This is a genomic window from Tardiphaga sp. GW822-FHT04G09 (assembly GCF_058800725.1).
Genome location: NZ_JBXAMO010000002.1, coordinates 332,539 through 353,845, shown reverse-complemented (window position 1 = coordinate 353,845; position 21,307 = coordinate 332,539). Strand labels below are relative to the sequence as shown.

Below are 21,307 nucleotides of genomic sequence, written 5' to 3'. Positions count from 1 at the left end.
CATGATCGGCTAGGCTGCGGGTTTGGTAGCTTCTTTTGGGGGTTCTTACATGTCGACCGGCTGGATCGTTCTTGGCGTTATCGTTGTCCTGATCTTCGTTGCATTTTCCGCCTACAACCGGCTGGTGGCGCTGAGCCAGCGGGTCAACCAGTCCTTTGCCGACATCGACGTGCAACTCAAGCAGCGCCACGATCTGATCCCGAACCTGATCGAGACCGTGAAGGGCTATGCGGCGCATGAGCGCGGCACCCTCGACGACGTCATCAAGGCGCGCAATTCGGCGATGAATGCGCAGGGCCCCGCGCAGGTCGGCGCTGCCGAGAACCAGCTCTCCGGTGCCCTCGGCCGACTGATCGCGCTCAGCGAGGCCTATCCGGACCTCAAGGCCAATGCGAACTTCCAGCAGCTGCAGAGCGAACTCTCGGACATCGAGAACAAGATCGCGGCGTCGCGCCGCTTCTTCAACAATGCCGTGTCCGAATACAACACCGGCATCCAGCAGATGCCCGCAACTTTGTTCGCCGGCACCTTCGGCTTCCACCCGAAGGAGTTCTTCGATCTGGGCGAGACCCGCAAGGAGGTTGAAGCCGTGCCGCAGGTCAAGTTCTGATCGCAGCCTGAACCGAGCAGCGCATCATGGCCGCCTATGGTCTCTATACGCATATTGCCTCGAACAAGACGCGTTCGATGCTGCTGCTCGCAGGGCTGTTCCTGCTGATCTATGTGATGGTGTTCGCCGGCGCGCTGATCGGCGAGGTGGTGGTCAACAGCAACGGCACAGTTGCGTATTACATCAACGCGGCAACGCGCGACCTGATCAAGGCCTTGCCGATCGCCTCCATCGGCGCGGTGCTGTGGATCATCATTGCCTATTTCTTCCACCAGAAGATGATCGACGCCATCACCGGCAGCGAAAGCGTGACGCGGCAGCAGCAGCCGCGGCTCTATAACCTGCTTGAAAATCTCTGCATCTCGCGCGGCATCCCGATGCCGAAGCTGAAGGTGATGAACAGCGACGCACTGAACGCCTTCGCCACCGGCCTGAACCCCAGGCAATATGCGATCACCGTCACCGCCGGCCTGATGCGCGCACTCAACGATGACGAGATGGAAGCGGTGCTCGGCCATGAGCTGACGCATATCCGCAACGGCGACGTGCAGTTGATGGTGGTGGCCGTCATCATCGCCGGCGTGGTCGGCTTTGCAGCCGAACTGTTCTTCCGGATATTCATCAATTCCGGCTTCGACTTCGGCAGCAGCCGTTCGTCGCGATCGTCATCCTCATCCAGTGACAACAAGAATTCCGGGGGCGGAGCGATATTCGTCATCATCATCGCCGTGGCACTGATCGCGCTGGCCTGGGGCCTGTCGCTGGTGGTGCGCTTTGCGCTGTCACGCTCGCGCGAATTGCTGGCCGATGCAGGTTCGGTGGAACTGACAAAGAATCCCGACGCGATGATCTCGGCGCTACGCAAGATCGAGAATCACGGCGAGCTGCCCGGCGCAACATCGGCTGTGATGGAGATGTGTATCGACAATCCCCGCGAGGGATTTGCCGACCTGTTCGCGACGCATCCGTCGGTGGATTCGCGTGTCGCGGCTCTGGTGAAATTCGCAGGCGGGCACGATCCCGGCCGGATGGCGCTGCCGTCCGATACGGACGCGCCCGGAGAGGCCAACGACATACTGCCACCGCAGTCCGGACCATGGAGCAGCGACACGCCGCCTGCAGGCGGCTCACCGGACCCGTTACGCGGTCCGCTCAAAGGTCCCTGGGGCCGTCACGCCTAAGACGTGTCTCAGTTGGTGGATTTGCGCAGTTCGAGCGCTTCGGTCTTTTCCGGCTCCGGCGTCTTTGCAATTTCCTTCGCCGGCTCGGACTTGATCGATCCGACGGCGTCGATCTTGCTGCTCTCGACGCGCGGGGTCGAGACGCGGGTCACCGTGTTGTCGGCGCCAGCGGAGGCGTCGGCCGAACGGGTAGTGGACGGGGCGCGCAGCGAGCGCGGCGCCGACAGCGAACGGGCCATCAGCATCTGACCGCGGCCGCCCTGGTGGCGGAAATCGCAATAAGCGAAGCCCATGCCGGAGACCGAGCCGCGGAAGCTGCGTTCGTCATTCTTGTTGAGATTGAAGCACGGCTCGAACGGGATGCCCTTGATCGAGGCGCAAATGGCATCGCCGCGGACCTGAAGCGTATTGCCTGGCAGGCGCATGTTGCGCGCAGGGCCGGAGCCCGAGAACTGCACCGCGCCCGCTGCACCGCCATCGTCGAACACGCGGCCTGCGCCGCGCGTGCCGTCGAAACAGGTAAAGGCAAAGACCTTGCCGGCAACGAACTTGCGGGCCTCTTCGGCCGTCATCGACCCGGCCAGCACGGGGGTCGCCACCGTGGCGGCAATCACCGCTCCCAACACATAACGCGCAACCATAGGATACTCCGAACAACTGAGCGCGGATGACCGCCAGATGTCTTTACCCGCTGCTTACCATACCAACCGTGGCAACAATGGAGCAGGTTGGTTGGTAAAGTCTGAACGTCGTTAGCCGATCTTTACCACGATTCGCCCGCGGACCTGCCCGGCCAGAACCTTGGCGCCGGCGTCGATCACCTGATCCAGTGGAATTTCATGAGTGATTTCAGCGAGTTTTGTGTGATCAAGGTCGGTCGCCAACCGCGCCCAGGCCTGCTTGCGCAGCTCGATCGGGCACATGACAGAATCGATACCGAGAAGACACACGCCGCGTAAAATGAACGGTGCAACCGACGATGGCAGGTCCATGCCGGCCGCGAGGCCGCAGGCGGCGATGGCGCCGCGGTACTTCGTCATGGACAGGAGATTCGCCAGGGTGGTCGAACCGACGCTGTCGATGCCGCCGGCCCAGCGTTCTTTCGCCAGCGGCTTGGCAGGTCCCGAGAGCTCGTTGCGGTCGATGATCTCGCTGGCGCCCAGGCCCTTGAGATAGCCCTCCTCGGACGTGCGCCCCGTCGAGGCGATGACCTGGTAGCCGAGCTTCGACAGCACCGCGATCGCCACCGAGCCGACGCCGCCGGCCGCGCCGGTCACAACGATCGGGCCATCGGCCGGCTTCAGCCCGTGCTTCTCCAGCGCCAGCACGCTGAGCATCGCCGTGTAGCCGGCGGTACCGACCGCCATGGCGTCGCGGGTGGTCATGCCCTCAGGGAGCCGAACCAGCCAGTCGCCCTTCACGCGGGTCTTTTCGGCATAGGCGCCAAGATGGGTTTCGCCCATGCCCCAGCCGTTGCCGATCACCTTGTCGCCGGGCTTCCAGTTCGGATTGGATGACGCTTCCACCGTGCCGGCAAAGTCGATGCCGGCGATCATCGGGAACCTGCGCACCACCGGCGCCTTGCCGGTGACGGCCAGGCCGTCCTTGTAATTCACCGTGGACCATTCGACCCGCACGGTGACATCGCCGTCCATCAGTTCGGCTTCGTCGAATTGCGTCAGTGCAACCGTGGTGCCCTTGTCAGCCTTGTCGATGCGGACAGCCTTGAACGTTCCCAACACACGTCTCCTGAGTTTTTGCTTGTGGTTTCTGCGGCCGAGTTATGCCGTAGCGTGGCGAGAAACGCCACCCGCGCCAGCCGGTCAGGAGCCTTGCAGCCCTGCCCGGCCGTAGCGGCATAACGCGGCGTTGGTGGCGATCAGGCGGCGAGTTTCCGCGTCGCCGCAATATTGGCGATGGTGGTCGCACAGGCCGTCGCTGCCTCGGTGCCCTTCACGACGAAATGCTCGCGGAAGAATCTGACGTGCTCGGCATGTTCGTGGAAATGCTGCGGCGTCAACACGGCCGAAATCACCGGCACATCGCTGTCGAGCTGCACCCGCATCAGACCGTTGATCACGGCCTCGCAGACGAATTCATGGCGATAGATGCCGCCATCGACAACGAGCCCCGTGGCGACGATCGCGACATAGCGTCCGGTGCGTGCCAGCAATTTTGCCTGCAGCGGAATTTCGAAGGCACCGGGCACTTCAAAGAAATCGATCTGACTGTCGGGCACGCCGCGCCGCGCGAGTTCGGCTGTGAAACCGACACGGCATTGATCGACGATGTCCTTGTGCCAGCACGACTGGATAAAGGCGATGCGCCCGGTCGCTGGTGCGGAATTGAAGGAAGAGGAAGCTTTGAAGTTAGTCACAGGCTGATTCATGGATGCTCTCGCGGTTTTGAGACCAGAATCAGGACGTACGGTCACACGCCGAGCATCCGCCGAGGCGGTGACCCTGCGCATACCCGTTCTCTTTCATCCGGACTATGACCGTCGGCTCCGGCATCGCACCGGATCTGCTGACCCCGCTGGAGCAATCCAGCAGGCGCTCGCGGGCTTCTGAGCTGACGCTCAGTTACCGCCGGTGGGGATTTTCACCCCGCCCTGAGAACGAAGGCCGCCCCGACTGGGGCGACCGAGATCAATTTTTATCGCTGGAAGTCAGCGAGTCAACAACCGGCTCATGCCGGCTGCGCAACCGGACGCACGACAGGCTCTTCCACGATCGGCAGGTTGATCAGCGCCGACAGCACGCCGAACAGCACCGACAGCCACCATACCGGCGTGTAGGAGCCGAACTTGTCGAACACGATGCCACCGAGCCAGGCGCCGAGGAAGCCGCCGACCTGATGGCTGAAGAAGGCAAAGCCATACAGCGTTGCCAGCCAGCGCGTCCCGAACATCAGCGACACGAGACTTGATGTCGGCGGCACGGTGGAGAGCCAGGCAAGCCCGCTGATGGCGCCGAACACGAGCGCCGAGGTGGTGGTCAGCGGCAGCATGATGAAGGCCACCGTGGCCAGCGCGCGCGTGAAATAGATGAAAGAGAGAATGTAGCGCTTCGGCAGCTTGCCCTGCACATAGCCGACCGTCAGCGAGCCGATGATATTGAACAGGCCGATAATGGCAATCACCCAGCCGCCTACAGCCGCCGGCAAGCCGCGATCCACCAGATAGGCCGGCAGATGCATGGTGATGAAAGCGAGCTGGAAGCCGCAGGTGAAGAAGCCGAGCACCAGCAGCACATAAGAACGGTGGCCGAAGGCTTCCGTGAGTGCGCTCTTGAACGACTGCTTCTGCGCTGCCGGCGCGTCGGGTGCGGCACCAGCGGTCGGGGTCGCCAACGCAAGCGACAACGGGATCACCAGCAACATCAGTACCGCGAACACGGTGAGCGTCGCCTGCCAGCCGGTGTTGTCGATCATCGCCACCGTGAACGGTGCGAAAATGAACTGGCCGAACGAGCCCGCCGCCGTGCCGGCGCCCAGTGCAACGCCGCGCCATTCCGGCGGCAGCAGCTTGCCGAAGGCCGAGAGAACGAGATTGAACGAACAGCCCGACAGGCCGAAACCGATCAGCAGGCCGGCGCCGATATTGAGTTCAAGCGGCGTCGAGGAATAGCGCATCATCAGCAAACCGGCCGCATAGAGGAAGGCGCCGACGCAGATCACGCGTACGCTGCCGAACTTGTCGGCGACGGCGCCGGCGAAAGGCTGGCCGATGCCCCAGAGCAGGTTTTGCACGGCGAAGGCGAGCGCGAAGACGTCACGACCCCAGCCGAACTCCTGGCTGAAGGGCTGCATGAAGAAGCCGACGCTGGAACGCGGGCCGAAGGTCAGCATGCCGATCAGCGATCCGCAGATGATGATCACCAGCGGCGTACGCCAGCCAAAACCAGATGCCGGACGCGTCGCGCCCTCGATTGCCGCCATGTCGTTTCCCCGGATCAGATTCGGATTGAAAATTCAGCTGGCCCAGGAGCGCAGGCCCGGGCTGGATCATGCGAAGATTAATGCATTCGCATGGAAATCCCAATGGGGATGATCGGGATTTGGGAGAATGCATTGCAGGGATGCAGGGCCCGGCAGGCGTCATCACCGCCCAGCGCCGGGATGACATTTTTCGGAATCCGGAATGCAAGGAGCAATGCCGGGCATGGCATCGCTCCTGGCAGGCTTGGAGGTAAAGTCGCGGCTGCTACGGCTTGATTTGTGAGAGTTTGGCGGAGATTTCCGCCGTCTGCGCCGCCGTGCCCCAGGTCGGCGCCTCGCTGCCATCACCCCAGGCGCGCGGACGGTAGAAGGAGTGCACGCCGGTCTTGTACATCTTCTTCATCTCGCGAACCCATGACGGGTGCACCCAATAGGCATGGTAATGCGTGGACTTGGCGACTTCCGGCAGCCAGATCCGGCCGTCGAGCGTCGCCTTCGCGATCTTGCGGGCACGCTCCCACATGTCCGGCTCTTTCACGACATCCGGAATGCCGTCGCAGGCGAAGGTGAACTGGCAGGCCAGGCGGCGATGCTTGTTCTGATAGACCACACCGCAAACGGTGGTGGGATAGAAGCCTGAGAACACGCGGTTCATCACCACCTGCGCCACCGCCATCTGGCCGCGCACCGCTTCACCGCGGGCTTCGAAGTAAACGGCTTCCGCCAGGCACTTCTCCTGCTTGCCGCGGGTCTGCTCGGTGAGGCCCATCCGTTCGGCCGGCGTCTTCACGCGCTGATTGGCACTGTTGACCTCGCCCTTGCTGGCAACGCTTTCGCCGCTATCACTCGGGCCGATCGTCGCCTTCGGCAATGCCGCCGTGGCCTTCATGTCCGGGTCGAGGCTCGAGCCCGGCACGGCGATGCCGGGCATAGGCATGCCGGGCATTACGATGGTCGGCTCCTCGCCGGGCTGCCAGCGCTCCATGGTCTCGACGGACGCGCCGAGCGACGAGCTGCCGAAAAACAGGCTTGCGGTCTTCACCGAGAAGCCGTCCTTCGCCGGCGCCGGCTCGACGGGGATCACCGCCGCATCGGTCTTGGCATCTTCGGTGGGTTGCACCGGCTGCGACGCATCATATTGCGCGAGCGGCGGCGCACGCAGCGCTTCATCGAGCTCGGGATCGAGAGGGGTGTGCCGCGCGGATGGCAGCACATCGACGGTCTTTGCGCCCATCACCGATCTATTGTCGTCGAATGAATCCTGCCTGCCGGGCTCATCGGGCACCATGGTCTCGGGCGCACGAATGGCCAGGCGATCCCCCTTCAGCGAGCGATCCACTTTGGGGAAATCGGCGGCCTCATAACGACGTGGCGGTTGGGTCAACGGATTGCGCGTCAGTGCACCGGCAAAGTCGATGCCGGAATTGTCGAGGCTCGCGAGTTGCAAGGTCGGATTGCGCGAGGCCGTGCCGATCGGGCGGCCGAACGAGAACGTCGCAACCTGGATGGAGGAGACGGCGGGCGCGAAGACGCGCTTCTGCCAGCGTTCGGTCACGCCCGGCTGGCGAGCCAGCAGCGAGGCGATGTCCTGATAGCCAGATTCTGTCGGGGTCAATGCGAAAACGCAGAGACCGAAGCCGAAGAACGCGCCACGCGCGCCCTTCGGCCGGTTACGCAGTACTAACATCGATACGCTCACGCAACGCTTACACCAGCATCGTCCCGCACGGCACTAATCAGCACATCCGTACATTTCGATCTGTTTCGTTAGTACGAAATCAAAGTTGCCGCGGAGTTAATCGGCGATGCGTAAACGTCACACGCAAGATGTACGCGCGCAGTGCAAAATCATTCGAAAAGCTTGGTAAACCGGGGCTCCACAAAAGTAGTAAACATCGCGTTGACGAAGATGATGAAGAGAAATCTGCGCGCGCGTAAAAATATTCGCGGGTTCCATTCCGACGCACGCTCGTCATTCCCCGACACACCAATTGGTGTGCCTGAGGGCGGAACCGAAGCCGTAGCCGAAGGGACCGCCCCCGGAATCCCGACATGAGAGTCTTCGACAGTGCAAAAGCATATCGAGACTCCGTGTTCGCGTTCGGCAAGGGCCGACCGCGCCCTCAGGCAAACCAATTGGTTTGCCTGGAAATGACGGTGTAGTTCGAACAAAAAATGGCCGGGGAACTCCCCGGCCATTTTTCAGATCATGAAATCAGCGAAGCACTTACGCCTGGCTGGAGATTTCCTTGCCGAGCGCAGCCTGTGCCGCTGCGAGACGTGCGATCGGCACGCGATAGGGCGAGCAAGACACGTAGTCGAGACCGATCTCATGGCAGAAGGCTACCGATGCCGGATCGCCACCGTGCTCACCGCAGATGCCGACCTTGATATCCGGGCGTGTCTTGCGGCCGCGTGCGACACCGATCTTCACAAGTTCGCCGACGCCATCGCGATCGACCGAGATAAACGGATCGACCGGCAGAATGCCCTTGGCGATATAGGTACCGAGGAAGCTTGCTGCGTCGTCACGGCTGATGCCGAAGGTGGTCTGCGTCAGATCGTTGGTACCGAACGAGAAGAACTCGGCGGTCTCGGCGATCTCACCGGCCAGCAGACAGGCGCGCGGCAGTTCGATCATGGTACCGACCGAATAGTTCAGCTTGCCGCTGGTCTCCTTCATCACCGCCGCCGCAGTGGCATCGATGCGCGCCTTGATGAGGTCGAACTCCATCTTGGTGACGATCAGCGGCACCATGACTTCGAGGCCGACCTGTTCGCCTGTGCGCTTGCCCGCTTCGATCGCGGCTTCGAACAGCGCGCGCGCCTGCATCTCGGCGATTTCCGGATAGGCGATCGCAATGCGCACGCCGCGGAAGCCCAGCATCGGGTTGAATTCGGCGAGATCGCGCGCACGATCCGCAAGCTTGCGCGGATCGGTGCCCATGACACGCGCCACTTCCTCGACTTCGCCCTGGGTGTGCGGCAGGAATTCGTGCAACGGCGGATCGAGCAGGCGGATCGTGACGGGCAGGCCCTTCATGATCTCGAACAGTTCGACGAAGTCGGCACGCTGCATTGGCAGCAGCTTGGCGAGCGCGGCACGGCGGGCCTGCTCGTCTTCGGCGAGGATCATCTCGCGCACGGTGCGGATGCGGGTTTCTTCGAAGAACATGTGCTCGGTGCGGCACAGGCCGATGCCCTCGGCGCCGTACTTGATGGCGGTGCGCGCATCTTCCGGCGTGTCGCCGTTGACGCGGACCTTGAGCTTGCGGACCTTGTCGGCCCAGCCCATCAGCGTTGCGAACTCACCCGACAGTTCCGGCTCGATCATCGGCATGCGGCCGGCCAGCACATGGCCAACCGAACCGTCGATGGTGATGACATCGCCTGCCTTGAACACGCGGCCGCCGATCGACATGGTGCCGCGACCGTAATCGACGCGGACGGTGCCGCAGCCGGAGACGCAGGGTTTGCCCATGCCACGTGCGACCACCGCGGCATGCGAGGTCATGCCGCCGCGGGTGGTGAGAATGCCTTCGGCGGCGTGCATGCCGTGAATGTCTTCCGGCGAGGTTTCGACGCGAACGAGAATGACCTTCTTGCCATCGGCCTGCAGCTTGGCGGCTTCATCCGACGAGAACACGATCTCGCCCGAGGCAGCGCCCGGCGAGGCCGGAAGACCGGTGGCGATGACGTCGCGATTGGCTGATGGATCGATGGTCGGATGCAGGAGCTGATCCAGCGAAGCCGGATCGATGCGCGACACCGCGTCCTTCTGCGAGATCACGCCTTCATTGGCGAGTTCGACCGCGATGCGGATCGAGGCCTTGGCCGTGCGCTTGCCGTTGCGGGTCTGCAGCATCCAGAGCCGGCCCTGCTCGACCGTGAACTCCATGTCCTGCATGTCGCGATAGTGCTTCTCGAGCTGCTTGTAGATACGGGTCAGCTCGGCAAAGGCTTCCGGCATGGCAGCTTCCATCGAGGCCTTGTCCGAGCCGGACTCGATGCGCGCTTCCTCGGTGATGTCCTGCGGCGTGCGGATACCCGCCACAACGTCCTCGCCCTGCGCGTTGATCAGGAATTCGCCATACAGCTTGCTCTCGCCGGTGGACGGGTTGCGCGTGAACGCGACGCCGGTGGCCGAGGTCTCGCCCATATTGCCGAACACCATGGCCTGCACGCTGACGGCAGTGCCCCACGACTCCGGAATGTCATGCAGGCGGCGATAGGTCACCGCGCGGGCGTTCATCCAGGACGAGAACACGGCGCCGACGGCGCCCCACAGCTGCTCGTGCGGATCCTGCGGGAAATCCTTCCCGGTCTCGCGCGCGACGGCTTCCTTGTACTGGCCCACGAGCTTCACCCAGTCGTCGCCATCGAGATCGGTGTCGAGCGTGTAGCCCTTGTTGTCCTTGTAGGTGTCGAGAATGTCTTCGAAGTGATGATGTTCGAAGCCGAGCACCACGTCGGAATACATCGTGATGAAGCGGCGATAGCTGTCATAGGCGAAACGCTTGTCGCCGGAGAGTTCGGCCAGCGCTTCCACTGTTGTGTCGTTGAGGCCCAGGTTGAGGACCGTGTCCATCATGCCCGGCATCGAGGCGCGGGCGCCGGAGCGCACCGAGACAAGCAGCGGATTTTTCTCGTCGCCAAAGCCCTTGCCAGTGATCTTGCCGACGGCCTCGAGCGCCTTTTCCACCTGCGCCTGCAATTCCTTCGGATAGGATTTGCCGTGGGCGTAGAAGTAGGTGCAGACCGAGGTTGGAATGGTGAAGCCCGGAGGCACCGGCAGACCCAGATTGGCCATTTCGGCGAGGTTCGCGCCCTTGCCGCCGAGCAGGTCGCGCAGACCGGCCTTGCCCTCGGCCTTGCCGCCGCCGAACGAATAGACCCACTTGCCGGCCTTGATGACATCGGTCACCGGCTTGCCGGTGGCCTTCTTGACGGCCTTTGTCGCTGAAGTCTTGGCTGTGGAAGACTTGGCTACAACCGCTTTCTTGGATACGGGAGCCTTCGCAACCGGCTTCGGAGCAAGCTTTGCTTTCACAGCCGTCTTGGCCTTCGCCGCGGATTTCGCTGCAGTCTTCGCAGCTGGCTTCTTGAGCGCCTTGCGGGCCGCCGAAGCTACTTTGGGCGCAGCCTTGGAGACCTTTGACTTCGCAGGGGCTTTCTTGGACTTCGAGGCGGTTTTGGCCATGGTTCTCAATCAATCCGCGAGAGGAAACGACAGGGAAATGTGCCGCGTTACACCACGTTTCAGGGACGTGGCGCAAGCAGCCCGGAGGTACCCGTGTAGGTAATAGCCGTGTCAGAATTTAGCCGATTTTGAGCAGCTTGAAGACGCCAAGCCCAGCCAGTCCGATGAAGATCAGATAAATCGCCACCACCAGATTCAGAAACCGCGGCATGATCAGAATCAGAACGCCGGCGATAAGCGCGACGATCGGCTGGATGTGAGCTGCCGTGATGACCATGGATTATCTCCGTGAAGGAATTGATTCGGCGCGATGCGCCGCGGCGATTTAGCAGCATAAAGACCCCCTGCACATCAATGGGTTCCCGCATAGTTGCGGGCTTTGCACCAAAAACCGGCAACTGCGCGTGGAAAAATTCCGGAACGATCGCTGGCGGCATGCATTGGCGGACGGTGAATAAATCAGACCGGGGGCTGGATGGGGCATCCCGGCATGCGCCGGTCACCGTTCACGAAGGAGACGATCATGCGAAACAAACTCATTGTGGCTGCGGCCCTTGTCGGCACGCTCGGTGCTCCACTGACCGTGCAGGCTCAAGGCGTCACCGTGGGCGTATCAGGCGGCGATCGTGTGATCGTCGACAACAACGATCCCGATGGCATCACCGTGCTGCAGCGCCCGGCATTTCGTGAATATGTGGTGCGCGAACACGTCCCGACCTTCACCGTGCCAGATCGCATCGTTGTAGGCACCATACTGCCTGAAGCCGGCGTGACTTATTACGACGTCCCGCAGACGGTCGCAACGACGCCATATCGCTACACGGTCGTGAATGGTCAAACGGTGCTGGTCGAGCCGCGCTCGCGCCGCATCGTGCAGGTCATCGACTAGCACCTCTCACGACTGAAAGATTCGCTCGGGCGCCGTGAATGGCGACTGGGTGAAGAAGCCCCGACCCGGTTCATCCCCCCACCGGGCGGGGCTTTTTTTGTTTGCGCATGACGCCACAAGCTCCGCCTCATGGTGAGGAGCGCGACTTCGCGCGTCTCGAACCATGAATGGGTGAGCCCCGGCGTTTGCAGCCATCCTTCGAGACGCGGCGAAGATGCCGCTCCTCAGGATGAGGACGGAGGATTGCAGCACCTTCCTGTATCGACGCTTATCCGCTCTTCAGCAGTGACAGGATGTGGTTGGTCGATTTGTAGCTGGCCACCGCATTATCGCGGAAGCTCGGCGTCCAGTTTGACGCGGTGCGTTCCTCGTCGCTCATCGCCGAATAGCTGTTGAGAATGCCGAGGCTGAACTGGCTGGGATCGCCGCTCTTCTGGCTGGCCTGTAACGCTTCGAGAATGCTGGTGCGATTACGTGAATCGAGCACCTGCTTGGCGGCGAAGCTCTCCTCCTTCGAGAACAGTCCATTCTGGTTGAGCGAGATCGCCGAGAGCGAACGGTTGTCGATGGCCGAGAAATCCGCGAGCTGGCCGGTCTTGCGGCGACTGTCATAAACGAGTTCGCCCTTGCCGGCCTCCTGCGCCGCCTTGGCCTGTGCATCCAGCAGCGCACGCACGCTCTTCGCCACGGCGGCGATATCCTTGACGGGCACGGTCGTATCGGGCTGCGCGAGATAGGCGGCGACGGGGTCATTGGCGATGCCGGACGGCATCCTGGTCGGGTTCTGCTGCGTCGCCTGAATGCCCTTCACGACCGCGTCGCGCTGCGCCGACCAGGTGGCCGAGGCTTTCTCTTCGCTGCCCGCGGCATCGAGATAGTCCAGCGCGGCCTTGTAGATGCCGCTGAAATCGCCGGTGAGCTTGGCCGTGCCGGTCGCCGGCGCCAGCGCCGCATTGAAGCGATTGCCCAGTTCGGTCTTGGCCACGCTCTGTTCGTCGGCGGTGAAGGTTCCGCCATTGTTGGTGGCCATGGCATAGAGCGAGCGGCGATCCAGCGTCGAGAGATCGATGGTCAGCTTGCCACTGGCATCCAGCGGCCCGGTTGCCTTCGCAGCAACATAGAGACCCGCCAGCTTTGCCCTGAGATCAGTGACAACAGTCGCGATATCCTTGTCGGAGCCGGAGCTCGCCAGCTTTGCCCGCGCGGCATCCGACAGCGTCAGATTGGTCGCCGCGTCCGACGACGACGATGCGCTCTCATTGGCATTCAGCGCATTGGCCAGCGACGGCGGCGCGGTGGCGGCGGCGCGCGCATAGGCAGAGCCGTAATTGGCATAGGGATTGAGGCCGTTATTGACCGAGGTCATGATCAGTCCTGTCCGCGCTTGGAATGCGACGGTTAAGAAACCGTTACAGGACGGGACCATTTCAAGTTGTGGTTAATGGAAGGTAAATGTTTCCGGAGATGTCATGATATTTCTGACGAGCTCAGAAAGCTTGGCCATCCTCCGTCCTCATGGTGAGGAGGCGGCACTTCGGCGCCGTCTCGAACCTTGAGTTGGGCAAGCACCAGCGCCCGCGGCCATCCCCGGCGAATGGAATTCCATTCGCTGGAGACGCGGTCGAAGACGACCGCTCCTCAGGATGAGGGACTGTGCGTGCGGTCGATTTAGGCGTCTTCCGGACTTAATCCTGAATCTTCGAGAAATCCGCCACCGCGCGTGTCGCGGCGCGGATCTCGTTCAGCAGCTTCAGGCGGTTCTCGCGCACGGCCGCGTCGTCGTCATTGACCTTCACCTTGTCGAAGAATGCATCCACCGCAGGACGCAGCTTGGCCATGGCGGTCATCGCACCGGCGAAATCTTCCTTGGCGACAGCCGCGCTCGCTTCCGGACCGACCTCGGCAATCGCCTTGGCCAGTGCCTTTTCTTCATCGAGCTTGAACAGCGCCGCATCAGGTGCGCCGTCGAACTTGCGTTTGTCCTTCTTCTCCTCGATGGCCAAAATATTATTCGCGCGCTTGGTGCCGGCGAGCAGGTTCTTGCCGTCATCGCTGTCGAGAAACTTGCCGAGCGCGTCGACGCGGCGGACCACCATCAACAGATCGTCCTGCCCACCGAGCGCAAACACTGCATCGACGAGATCGTGACGCGCGCCCTGATCGCGGAGCTGGACTTTGAGACGATCGGCGAAGAAGGCGAGGAGATCGTTGATACCCGCGCCGAGGCTTTTCTTTACTTCGTCACGGATGGCACCTTTGCCATCCGTAGCTTTCAGCTCTGAGTAACGTGTGACTACGTTTTCCACTTCAGTGAAATCGGACCCAGCCGCTTCCAACTCGTCTTCAAACTTCAACCGTAACTCCGCAACTCTCATGATGCGATTCATCATGATTTTCCCCGAAACGGTTGCGGTGGCAGCAGCTAAAGTTTGATGAAGCTGGATGCGCAGGTTGTTCTCAACGATCAATCGGATCACGCCAAGCGCTGCACGACGCAGCGCGAATGGGTCCTTCGAACCTGTAGGCTTCTCGTCCATGGCCCAAAAGCTGGCGAGCGTATCCAGTTTATCGGCAAGGCCCACCGCGACGCTCACCGGATCAGTCGGCACGCTGTCGCCAGCGCCTTGCGGCTTCCAATGCTCCTCACTCGCGGCAGCAACAGCGGCATCCTCGCGCTGTGCCAGCGCGTAATACTTGCCCATCAGGCCCTGCAGCTCAGGGAATTCGCCGACGACTTCGGTCAGCAAGTCCGCCTTCGCAAGCTTTGCGGCGCGTGCCGTCTTAACCGGATCCGCGCCGACCAGCGGAGCGATTTCGGCAGCAAGTTTTTCAATGCGCTTGATCCGTTCCGCCTGGGTGCCGAGCTTTTCGTGAAACACGATCTGCTCGAACTTCGGCAGCCGGTCTTCCAGCTTCGTCTTGAGATCCGTCTCGTAGAAGAACTTCGCATCCGACAGGCGCGCGCGGATGACGCGCTCGTTGCCGGCGACGATCGCGGCGCCGCCATCGCTGGCTTCGATATTGGCGGTGATGATGAACTTGTTGGTGAGCTTCCCGGTCTTGGGATCGCGGACCACGAAGCATTTCTGGTTGGCGCGAATCGTGGCGCGGATCACCTCGTCCGGGATCGACAGAAACTCCTGGTCAAACGACCCCATCAGCACCACCGGCCATTCGACCAGCCCCGCCACTTCGTCAAGCAGCGCGGGGTCCTCGACCAGTTCATAGCCCTGCGCGAAAGTAAGCTGTCGCGCGTCGGCAAGAATGATCTCCTTGCGGCGCTCGGAATCGAGCACGACTTTCGCGGCCTGCAGCTTCGCCACGTAATCGTCGAAACGGCGCACCTGGATCGCATCAGGCGCGAGGAAGCGATGGCCGTAAGTGGTCTGGCCGACGCTGACGCCGCTGAGGTCGAACTGCACCACTTCCGGTTCTTCGGTCTCGATGCCGAAGGTCGCAACGATGGAATGCAGCGGGCGCACCCAGGTCAGCGCGCTGGATTTCGCGGAAGCCGCACCCCAGCGCATCTGTTTCGGCCACGGGAAGGTGCGGATGATGATCGGCAGGATCTCGGCCAGCACATCGACCGTCGGCTTGCCCGGCTTTTCCGTCAGCGCGATATAGAAATCGCCCTTGGGGTCGCGCTGGATCTTGGCTTCATCCAGCGAAGCGAGGCCGGTGGCCTTCAGAAAACCCTGGATCGCGGCTTCGGCGCCGCCGACGCGCGGTCCCTTGCGCTCCTGCTTGAGGTCCGACTGGCGTGCAGGGATGCCGTGCACGGTCAGCGTCAGACGACGCGGCGTCGCAAAGGCCTTCGCGCCTTCATAGACGAGGCCTTCGGCCACCAGACGATCGGTGACCATGCGGCGCAGGTCTTCCGCCGCCTTGGCCTGCATGCGGGCGGGGATTTCTTCGGAGAACAGTTCGAGGAGAAGATCAGGCATTACTGGTTCTCCCCATGGGAAGACTTACCCTCCCCTGGAGGGGGGGGAGGGTCGCCCGCCTCTTGCGGGCGGGGTGGGGTGACAGCGGTCATGTTATGGATAACTTCCAGCACAGCGTCGGTCCTGCTCATCACGTCATTGTTCCAAAATCGTATCACTCGGTAACCTTCGCACTGCAGCCAGTGCGTGCGGCTTTCGTCGCGGGCAAGCCCCTCGTCGTCGCCGTGTTGCGAACCATCGACCTCGATAATCAGCCGCGCCGCGAGGCAGGCGAAATCGGCGATATAGGGTCCAATCACAACCTGCCGTCTGAAATGGCTTCCCTTCACATCGAGTCTTCGCAAATGTCGCCAGAGAATTTGCTCGGCGACCGTCGTATTTTCGCGCAGCCGTTTCGCGCTTTGGCGTTTGAAGTCGCTGATGGGCCGCTTGACCATATCGCTACCGCTGTCACCCCACCCCGCCCGCAAGATGCGGCCGACCCTCCCCCTCAAGGGGAGGGTAAAGAAGAACCGGCTTCGGTATGCACCCATGCTTCGCCGCAGGCCTTGGCGAGATCGCGGACGCGCATGATATAGCTCTGGCGTTCGGTGACCGAGATCACGCCGCGCGCATCGAGCAGATTGAAAACGTGGCTGGCCTTAATGCACTGGTCATAGGCCGGCAGCGCCATCAGGTGCGCCTCGCGCTTGCCGTCTTTCCAGCCTGCGTCGAGATACTTCTTGCAGGCGCCCTCGGCCATCTTGAATTGCTCAAACAGCATCGCGGTATCGGCATGTTCGAAATTGTGCCGCGAATATTCCTGCTCGGCCTGCAGGAAGACGTCGCCATAGGTCACCTTGTCGGCGCCGTCACGGCCGTTGAAGTTGAGATCGTAGACGCGGTCGACGCCCTGCACATACATTGCGAGGCGTTCGAGGCCGTAGGTCAGCTCGCCCGCCACCGGTGCGCATTCGACACCGGCAACCTGCTGGAAATAGGTGAACTGGCTGACTTCCATGCCGTCGCACCAGCATTCCCAGCCGAGACCCCAGGCGCCCAGTGTCGGGCTTTCCCAGTCGTCCTCGACGAAACGCACGTCATGCAAGGCGGTGTCGATCCCGATGGCTTTCAGCGACTGCAGATAGAGGTCCTGCAGGTTCGCCGGCGACGGCTTCATGATCACCTGGAACTGGTAATAATGCTGCAGCCGGTTCGGGTTCTCGCCATAGCGGCCGTCCTTCGGCCGGCGCGACGGCTGCACATAGGCGGCCTTCCAGGGCTTCGGCCCCAGCGCGCGCAGCGTGGTGGCGGGATGGAAGGTGCCGGCGCCCATTTCCATGTCATAGGGCTGCAGGATCACGCAGCCCTGCTCGGCCCAAAACCGCTGCAGAGCGAGAATGAAGCCCTGGAACGAGCGTTCCGGGCGCATGTGCGGAGGCAAGGAATCCATGGAGACCATAAGGGTGTTTTCTGGGCCGTTTTGAAGGATTCGCCCAAGGTTTAAGGATTCGCCAAAGGATTGAGGCGGATCGGAGCGCGCGGACCGTATCGGCGCGGCCCCCCGGAATCAAGGCAATGCGGCCCGATTTGGCGGTAACCGGCGGGTAACCGCACCGGCAGATGGCCCGATCAGGTGGGCCAGTCGTTAAGTCCTGCGCGCTATTCTGGTGGCATCGGTGGGAACGAACCCGGTCGTCGGGACTTGCCTCATCGAAAGGCCCGAAACGACGCAAGTCGCACGGGCCGGAGACCTCCAAGTCTTCAAGTTGTCCAAACGTCCAGGGCCAAGGGACCTCCAAGCCTGAAAGCCCAACTTTGTCGCCGGCCTCAAGGACGTGCCCCGTCCTCGGGCCGGCGCAAATGTTTTGGAACCCAGCCTATGGCGGCTAGCCCGGCCGATATGCGCCGGTAACGGGATCGCGGCGCAGGGTCGGGACATCCGCGGTCCCGCTGCGTTCGGCCACCCGCGCCTGGCGGGCTTCTTCCAGTTCGTGATTGATCCGCTTGGCGGTTCGGTAAGCCCAGCGGACGACGGCTGCGCTCCCGAGCGCGCCTGCGAGTGCGACCAGCGGCGGCATCTGACGATTCCTGTCGTTCATCTCAAGCCCCCTCCCAATAGTCTTGCGCAACTGCCGGTTTCCCGCAATTGGCTTTTGCGACGCCAAATGCCGCGGAACCGCGACCCGTTAAAAGCCGTATTTGGACCACAGCGCGCGCGTCTCCAATGCCGAGATCAATTGCTCCGGCAATCCAGACAGCCCCTCCATCGAAAGCTGCGAACCCGCTCCCGGTTTGCGGCCGAGTAGACTGGACAGCATGCCCGAGGGCTGCGCGATCACCGGCATCTGCACCTTGTCGCCATAGCGGGCACGCAACACCGAGCGCAGATCGCCGATGGCATCGCTGAGACCGAGCGCGATCGATTTTTCGCCGGCCCAGTATTCGCCGGAGAACAGCACCTCCTCGGCGCCCTTCAACCGGGCACCGCGGCTCTCCTTCACGAGGTTGATGAAGATCGCGTGGATCTCGCGCTGGAGCGATTTCAGCCGCGCCACATCATCGGGATCTTCCGGCAGGAACGGATCGAGCATCGCCTTGTGCTCACCCGCCGTATAGAGACGCCGCTCGACACCGATCTTCTTGATCAATTCCTGAAAACCGAAGGTGCCGCCGACAACGCCGATCGAGCCGACGATGGACGATGGATCGACAAAAATTTCGTCGCCCGCGCAGGCGATCATATAACCGCCGGACGCCGCGACATCCTCGACGAAGGCATATACGGGAAGTTTCTTCTCGGCCGCGAGCTGGCGGATGCGCAGATAGATCTGCCGCGACTGGACCGGCGAGCCGCCCGGCGAATTGATCACCAACGCTACAGCCTTTGCATTCTTGGTCGCAAATGCCTTGTCAAGCAGCTTTGCGACACCTGCAAGCGACAATCCCGGACGCAGCGGCGTCACCGCACCGATCGTGCCGGACAGACGCACGACCGGGACCACTGCGGAAGCGCGACGGAAACGCGCAGGCAGCAGCCTTGTGATCGCCGTTTTCAGATTGGATTCGCTCATTCGAATTTCCTCGAGATTAACCAACTTTTATCACGCTGCTGTCATTGAACCGAGAGACGCTTCCAGCGTTGGGAAACCATAACAGGCCGCAGCGCCACAGCGGGAAGAAGACATGAAAATCTATCTGCTGATGCTGATTATCGGGACCCTGCTCACGGCGATCCACTTCACATCGACGCCGCAGAAACGTTCCGAAACAGCTCCTCAATAAACCAACACGCTGACTGCGGCATCGCCTAGAGCGACGCCCAGGATAAAGCCACCTGCCCGGCCAGCACCTGCCGGATATGGAGGTCGGGCGCGCCATTCGCATCCCGCAGCGAGATGCCCGGCTCAATTGCCGCAGGCGCACGGCCACCCTTCACAGCCCGTACCAGCACCCTGATCGCCGGCATTGCCGTGTCACCATACACCGGCATGATCGCGACGCTGCCGAAGCCGCGATCCAGCGCGGCCAGCACATCGGCCAGACCATCCGCACGCCAGATCAGCGTCAGCACGCCGCCCGATTTCAGCAGGCGGCGCGCCGCGTGAACCCATGTCGGCAACGTGTCTTCCGTCGCAACATGGGCGATCCCACGCGATTTGTTCGGCGAGGCGCGGTGGCGCGCGGGATCGTTGAAGGGCGGATTCATCAGCACCCCATCGGCGCTGTCTTGCGGCAAGCCTGCGGCAGCGAAGATATCCGCGCTGGCAGCGATATCGAGCGTGACGACATCCGCCGCAATACCGTTCGCCGCGGCGTTTTCCTTTGCCAGTTCAGCAAGTTGCGGATCGATTTCAACCAGTGTCAGGGACACGCCAGAGACCCGTCTGGCCAGCGCCAACCCCGCCGTCCCGACGCCCGAGCCGAAATCGACGACCTTGTCACCGTCCTGCGCCGAGGTTGCGGCGGCCAGCAAAATCGCGTCATGGCCGGCGCGATGACCCGATTTCGGCTGCCGCAGCCGCAATTGGCCGCCCAGGAAGCCGTCTTCCGTTGTCACGATCGCGTCAGCCATCACTTCAGTCCTGCACCCGCAGCTCGTGGGCCAGCCCGGCATCGGTCAGCACGCGGCGCGCCTGCGCGTCATCGTCCTCATGGACGAGAATCCGGCGCGGGATGATGCCCAGCGATCCCTCGATCACGCTCATATTCTGGTCCAGCACCAGATGGTGGATATTCGCGCCGTCGAGCAGCGCACCCACCGCCGAAACCAGCACCACATCGTTCGTCCGCATGATTTCGCGCAATTGGAGGTCGCTCCCTGTCAGTAGCCGGGTATGTATCTGGGGGAAGTCAAGGTTCCGATGCCCTTGCCGCGCCGCTGCGCAGTTTCTATTGTGCAGTCGCGGTCAATTCAGCAGATGGGGACACCTGTTTTCAACGTGAATTCGCCCTATTTGGACATAAGCGCTGCCGGTGCCGCCCTTTTTTTGCGGTCCGACGAAGCGCCCTCGTAATTCGGAGACCCCAGCGTGGCGGTGATTGTTCCCTTCGAGAGTCACGCGACAGCGTCGATCGACCAGTTGGTCAGCCTTGTCGCCTCTGACATGGAGCGCGTCAATGCGACGATCCTGTCGCGGACCGGCTCGGAAGTCACCATGATCCCCGAGGTCGCCAATCACCTGATCTCCTCGGGCGGCAAGCGCCTGCGTCCGATGCTGACACTCGCGATGGCCAACCTCACCGGCTACACCGGCGATGGCCATATCAAGCTCGCAGCCTCCGTGGAATTCATGCACACCGCGACGCTGCTGCATGACGACGTGGTCGACCAGAGCGAACTGCGCCGTGGCAAGCTGTCGGCGCGGATGCTGTGGGGCAATGAGGCCAGCGTGCTGGTCGGCGACTTCCTGCTAGGCCAGGCGTTCCGCATGATGGTCGAAGTCGGCTCGCTGCGCGCGCTGGACATTCTCTCTTCGGCTGCTGCGACCATCGCCGAAGGCGAAGTGATGCAGCTCGCCGCCGCCAAGAACACCGCCACCACCGAAGACGAATATCTCGCCGTCATCCGTGGCAAGACCGCCGAGCTGTTTGCTGCCGCCTGCGAAGTCGGCCCGGTGATCGCCAACCGTCCGAAGGCCGAACAGACCGCGTGCCGCTCGGTCGGCATGAATCTCGGCATCGCCTTCCAGCTCATCGACGACGTGCTCGACTACGGCGGCAAGGCCGCCAAGCTCGGCAAGAATGTCGGCGACGATTTCCGCGAGGGCAAGATCACCCTGCCCGTGGTGCTTGCCTTCCGCCGCGGCAACGACGCCGAACGCGAATTCTGGATCAAGGCGCTGGAGCGCGGCGAGATCGGCGAAGGCGATCTCGACCACGCCATCGGCCTGATGACCAAGCACCGCGCACTGGAAGACACCATCAATCGCGCCCAGCATTACGGCGCCATGGCGGTGGACGCGCTGGCGCTGTTCCCGCAGTCGCCGATGAAGACCGCGCTGGAGCAGGTCGTTGCGTTCTGTCTGGCACGGACGCATTGAGATCGAGTGTTGCTCACACTCC

General features: G+C 62.3%; 19 protein-coding genes and 1 riboswitch. Of the genes, 4 read left to right on the top strand and 15 right to left on the bottom strand.

Translation table 11 applies throughout. The annotated features are described in order from the left end of the window. Positions 1-49: 49 nt before the first annotated feature. Together AC1RLZ_RS05405 and AC1RLZ_RS05400 are read left to right on the top strand one after the other, a co-directional pair. The gene (locus AC1RLZ_RS05405) at positions 50-610 is read left to right on the top strand and encodes a LemA family protein (RefSeq protein WP_493187777.1); all 561 of its coding nucleotides are present in this window, start codon (positions 50-52) and stop codon (positions 608-610) included. A 26-nt stretch (positions 611-636) separates the two neighbouring features. Then, a complete protein-coding gene (locus AC1RLZ_RS05400) occupies positions 637-1,791 on the top strand; it encodes a M48 family metallopeptidase (RefSeq protein WP_493187776.1) in 1,155 nt (384 codons plus the stop codon). A gap of 8 nt (positions 1,792-1,799) precedes the next feature. Here AC1RLZ_RS05400 and AC1RLZ_RS05395 read toward each other — a convergent pair whose 3' ends face one another. The 7 genes from AC1RLZ_RS05395 to AC1RLZ_RS05365 all read right to left on the bottom strand — a co-directional run bounded on the left by AC1RLZ_RS05395 (position 1,800) and on the right by AC1RLZ_RS05365 (position 11,207). Continuing rightward, the gene (locus AC1RLZ_RS05395; protein WP_493187775.1) at positions 1,800-2,432 is read right to left on the bottom strand and encodes a hypothetical protein; all 633 of its coding nucleotides are present in this window, start codon (positions 2,430-2,432) and stop codon (positions 1,800-1,802) included. 111 nt (positions 2,433-2,543) lie between these two features. Then, positions 2,544-3,530, bottom strand: coding sequence for an acrylyl-CoA reductase (NADPH) (gene acuI / locus AC1RLZ_RS05390; protein ID WP_493187774.1), 987 nt, complete (start codon positions 3,528-3,530; stop codon positions 2,544-2,546). 140 nt (positions 3,531-3,670) lie between these two features. Beyond that, entirely contained in the window at positions 3,671-4,180 is a 510-nt protein-coding gene (locus AC1RLZ_RS05385) for a 6,7-dimethyl-8-ribityllumazine synthase (protein WP_493187773.1), read from the bottom strand. A gap of 81 nt (positions 4,181-4,261) precedes the next feature. Then, a riboswitch (FMN riboswitch) is annotated at positions 4,262-4,414 on the bottom strand. A gap of 65 nt (positions 4,415-4,479) precedes the next feature. Next, positions 4,480-5,730, bottom strand: a complete 1,251-nt coding sequence (locus AC1RLZ_RS05380) for an MFS transporter (protein ID WP_493187772.1) — start codon at positions 5,728-5,730, stop codon at positions 4,480-4,482. Positions 5,731-5,995: 265 nt separating this feature from the next. Then, entirely contained in the window at positions 5,996-7,417 is a 1,422-nt protein-coding gene (locus tag AC1RLZ_RS05375) for a cell wall hydrolase (RefSeq protein ID WP_493187771.1), read from the bottom strand. Between the two features lie 540 nt (positions 7,418-7,957). Further along, complete coding sequence (gene ppdK / locus AC1RLZ_RS05370) at positions 7,958-10,930, bottom strand: pyruvate, phosphate dikinase (RefSeq protein ID WP_493187770.1); 2,973 nt, start codon at positions 10,928-10,930, stop codon at positions 7,958-7,960. A 118-nt stretch (positions 10,931-11,048) separates the two neighbouring features. Further along, positions 11,049-11,207 carry a DUF3096 domain-containing protein gene (locus AC1RLZ_RS05365; protein ID WP_081421867.1) on the bottom strand — a complete coding sequence of 53 codons (159 nt, stop codon included), beginning with the start codon at positions 11,205-11,207 and terminating at the stop codon, positions 11,049-11,051. 246 nt (positions 11,208-11,453) lie between these two features. On the opposite strand from AC1RLZ_RS05365, the gene AC1RLZ_RS05360 reads away from it, so the two are divergent. Continuing rightward, positions 11,454-11,819, top strand: a complete 366-nt coding sequence (locus AC1RLZ_RS05360) for a DUF1236 domain-containing protein (RefSeq protein WP_493187769.1) — start codon at positions 11,454-11,456, stop codon at positions 11,817-11,819. A 268-nt stretch (positions 11,820-12,087) separates the two neighbouring features. Here AC1RLZ_RS05360 and AC1RLZ_RS05355 read toward each other — a convergent pair whose 3' ends face one another. From AC1RLZ_RS05355 to AC1RLZ_RS05320, 8 genes are all read right to left on the bottom strand, one after another. After that, positions 12,088-13,185 (bottom strand): hypothetical protein, encoded by a 1,098-nt coding sequence (locus tag AC1RLZ_RS05355; protein WP_493187768.1) that lies wholly within the window; start codon positions 13,183-13,185, stop codon positions 12,088-12,090. 319 nt (positions 13,186-13,504) lie between these two features. Further along, complete coding sequence (glyS, locus tag AC1RLZ_RS05350; RefSeq protein WP_493187767.1) at positions 13,505-15,763, bottom strand: glycine--tRNA ligase subunit beta; 2,259 nt, start codon at positions 15,761-15,763, stop codon at positions 13,505-13,507. Beyond that, positions 15,763-16,200: an endonuclease domain-containing protein gene (locus AC1RLZ_RS05345; protein WP_493187766.1), complete on the bottom strand. Its 438-nt coding sequence runs from the start codon at positions 16,198-16,200 to the stop codon at positions 15,763-15,765. Before AC1RLZ_RS05345 ends, glyS begins: the two co-directional genes overlap by 1 nt. A gap of 53 nt (positions 16,201-16,253) precedes the next feature. Continuing rightward, positions 16,254-17,195 (bottom strand): glycine--tRNA ligase subunit alpha, encoded by a 942-nt coding sequence (locus tag AC1RLZ_RS05340; protein ID WP_371421726.1) that lies wholly within the window; start codon positions 17,193-17,195, stop codon positions 16,254-16,256. 436 nt (positions 17,196-17,631) lie between these two features. Further along, positions 17,632-17,823: a hypothetical protein gene (locus AC1RLZ_RS05335; protein WP_493188000.1), complete on the bottom strand. Its 192-nt coding sequence runs from the start codon at positions 17,821-17,823 to the stop codon at positions 17,632-17,634. A gap of 108 nt (positions 17,824-17,931) precedes the next feature. Further along, complete coding sequence (locus tag AC1RLZ_RS05330; RefSeq protein WP_493187765.1) at positions 17,932-18,816, bottom strand: S49 family peptidase; 885 nt, start codon at positions 18,814-18,816, stop codon at positions 17,932-17,934. Positions 18,817-19,052: 236 nt separating this feature from the next. Beyond that, on the bottom strand, positions 19,053-19,817 hold the full coding sequence (locus AC1RLZ_RS05325; RefSeq protein ID WP_493187764.1) for a tRNA1(Val) (adenine(37)-N6)-methyltransferase: 765 nt from the start codon (positions 19,815-19,817) through the stop codon (positions 19,053-19,055). 4 nt (positions 19,818-19,821) lie between these two features. Further along, positions 19,822-20,049 carry a putative signal transducing protein gene (locus AC1RLZ_RS05320; protein WP_371421729.1) on the bottom strand — a complete coding sequence of 76 codons (228 nt, stop codon included), beginning with the start codon at positions 20,047-20,049 and terminating at the stop codon, positions 19,822-19,824. Between the two features lie 225 nt (positions 20,050-20,274). On the opposite strand from AC1RLZ_RS05320, the gene AC1RLZ_RS05315 reads away from it, so the two are divergent. Beyond that, positions 20,275-21,285 (top strand): polyprenyl synthetase family protein, encoded by a 1,011-nt coding sequence (locus tag AC1RLZ_RS05315; RefSeq protein ID WP_371421730.1) that lies wholly within the window; start codon positions 20,275-20,277, stop codon positions 21,283-21,285. The last annotated feature ends 22 nt before the right edge of the window (positions 21,286-21,307 follow it).

What these genes read in the sequence shown, in the direction of transcription:
- AC1RLZ_RS05395 (WP_493187775.1), bottom strand. Translation starts at nt 2,432, where the DNA reads ATGGTTGCGCGTTATGTGTTGGGAGCGGTGATTGCCGCCACGGTGGCG.
- AC1RLZ_RS05385 (WP_493187773.1), bottom strand. Translation starts at nt 4,180, where the DNA reads ATGAATCAGCCTGTGACTAACTTCAAAGCTTCCTCTTCCTTCAATTCC.
- AC1RLZ_RS05375 (WP_493187771.1), bottom strand. Translation starts at nt 7,417, where the DNA reads ATGTTAGTACTGCGTAACCGGCCGAAGGGCGCGCGTGGCGCGTTCTTC.
- AC1RLZ_RS05405 (WP_493187777.1), top strand. Translation starts at nt 50, where the DNA reads ATGTCGACCGGCTGGATCGTTCTTGGCGTTATCGTTGTCCTGATCTTC.
- AC1RLZ_RS05340 (WP_371421726.1), bottom strand. Translation starts at nt 17,195, where the DNA reads ATGGATTCCTTGCCTCCGCACATGCGCCCGGAACGCTCGTTCCAGGGC.
- ppdK (WP_493187770.1), bottom strand. Translation starts at nt 10,930, where the DNA reads ATGGCCAAAACCGCCTCGAAGTCCAAGAAAGCCCCTGCGAAGTCAAAG.
- AC1RLZ_RS05325 (WP_493187764.1), bottom strand. Translation starts at nt 19,817, where the DNA reads ATGGCTGACGCGATCGTGACAACGGAAGACGGCTTCCTGGGCGGCCAA.
- AC1RLZ_RS05335 (WP_493188000.1), bottom strand. Translation starts at nt 17,823, where the DNA reads ATGCCGCCGCTGGTCGCACTCGCAGGCGCGCTCGGGAGCGCAGCCGTC.
- glyS (WP_493187767.1), bottom strand. Translation starts at nt 15,763, where the DNA reads ATGCCTGATCTTCTCCTCGAACTGTTCTCCGAAGAAATCCCCGCCCGC.
- AC1RLZ_RS05355 (WP_493187768.1), bottom strand. Translation starts at nt 13,185, where the DNA reads ATGACCTCGGTCAATAACGGCCTCAATCCCTATGCCAATTACGGCTCT.
- AC1RLZ_RS05360 (WP_493187769.1), top strand. Translation starts at nt 11,454, where the DNA reads ATGCGAAACAAACTCATTGTGGCTGCGGCCCTTGTCGGCACGCTCGGT.
- AC1RLZ_RS05330 (WP_493187765.1), bottom strand. Translation starts at nt 18,816, where the DNA reads ATGAGCGAATCCAATCTGAAAACGGCGATCACAAGGCTGCTGCCTGCG.
- AC1RLZ_RS05365 (WP_081421867.1), bottom strand. Translation starts at nt 11,207, where the DNA reads ATGGTCATCACGGCAGCTCACATCCAGCCGATCGTCGCGCTTATCGCC.
- AC1RLZ_RS05380 (WP_493187772.1), bottom strand. Translation starts at nt 5,730, where the DNA reads ATGGCGGCAATCGAGGGCGCGACGCGTCCGGCATCTGGTTTTGGCTGG.
- AC1RLZ_RS05400 (WP_493187776.1), top strand. Translation starts at nt 637, where the DNA reads ATGGCCGCCTATGGTCTCTATACGCATATTGCCTCGAACAAGACGCGT.
- AC1RLZ_RS05345 (WP_493187766.1), bottom strand. Translation starts at nt 16,200, where the DNA reads ATGGTCAAGCGGCCCATCAGCGACTTCAAACGCCAAAGCGCGAAACGG.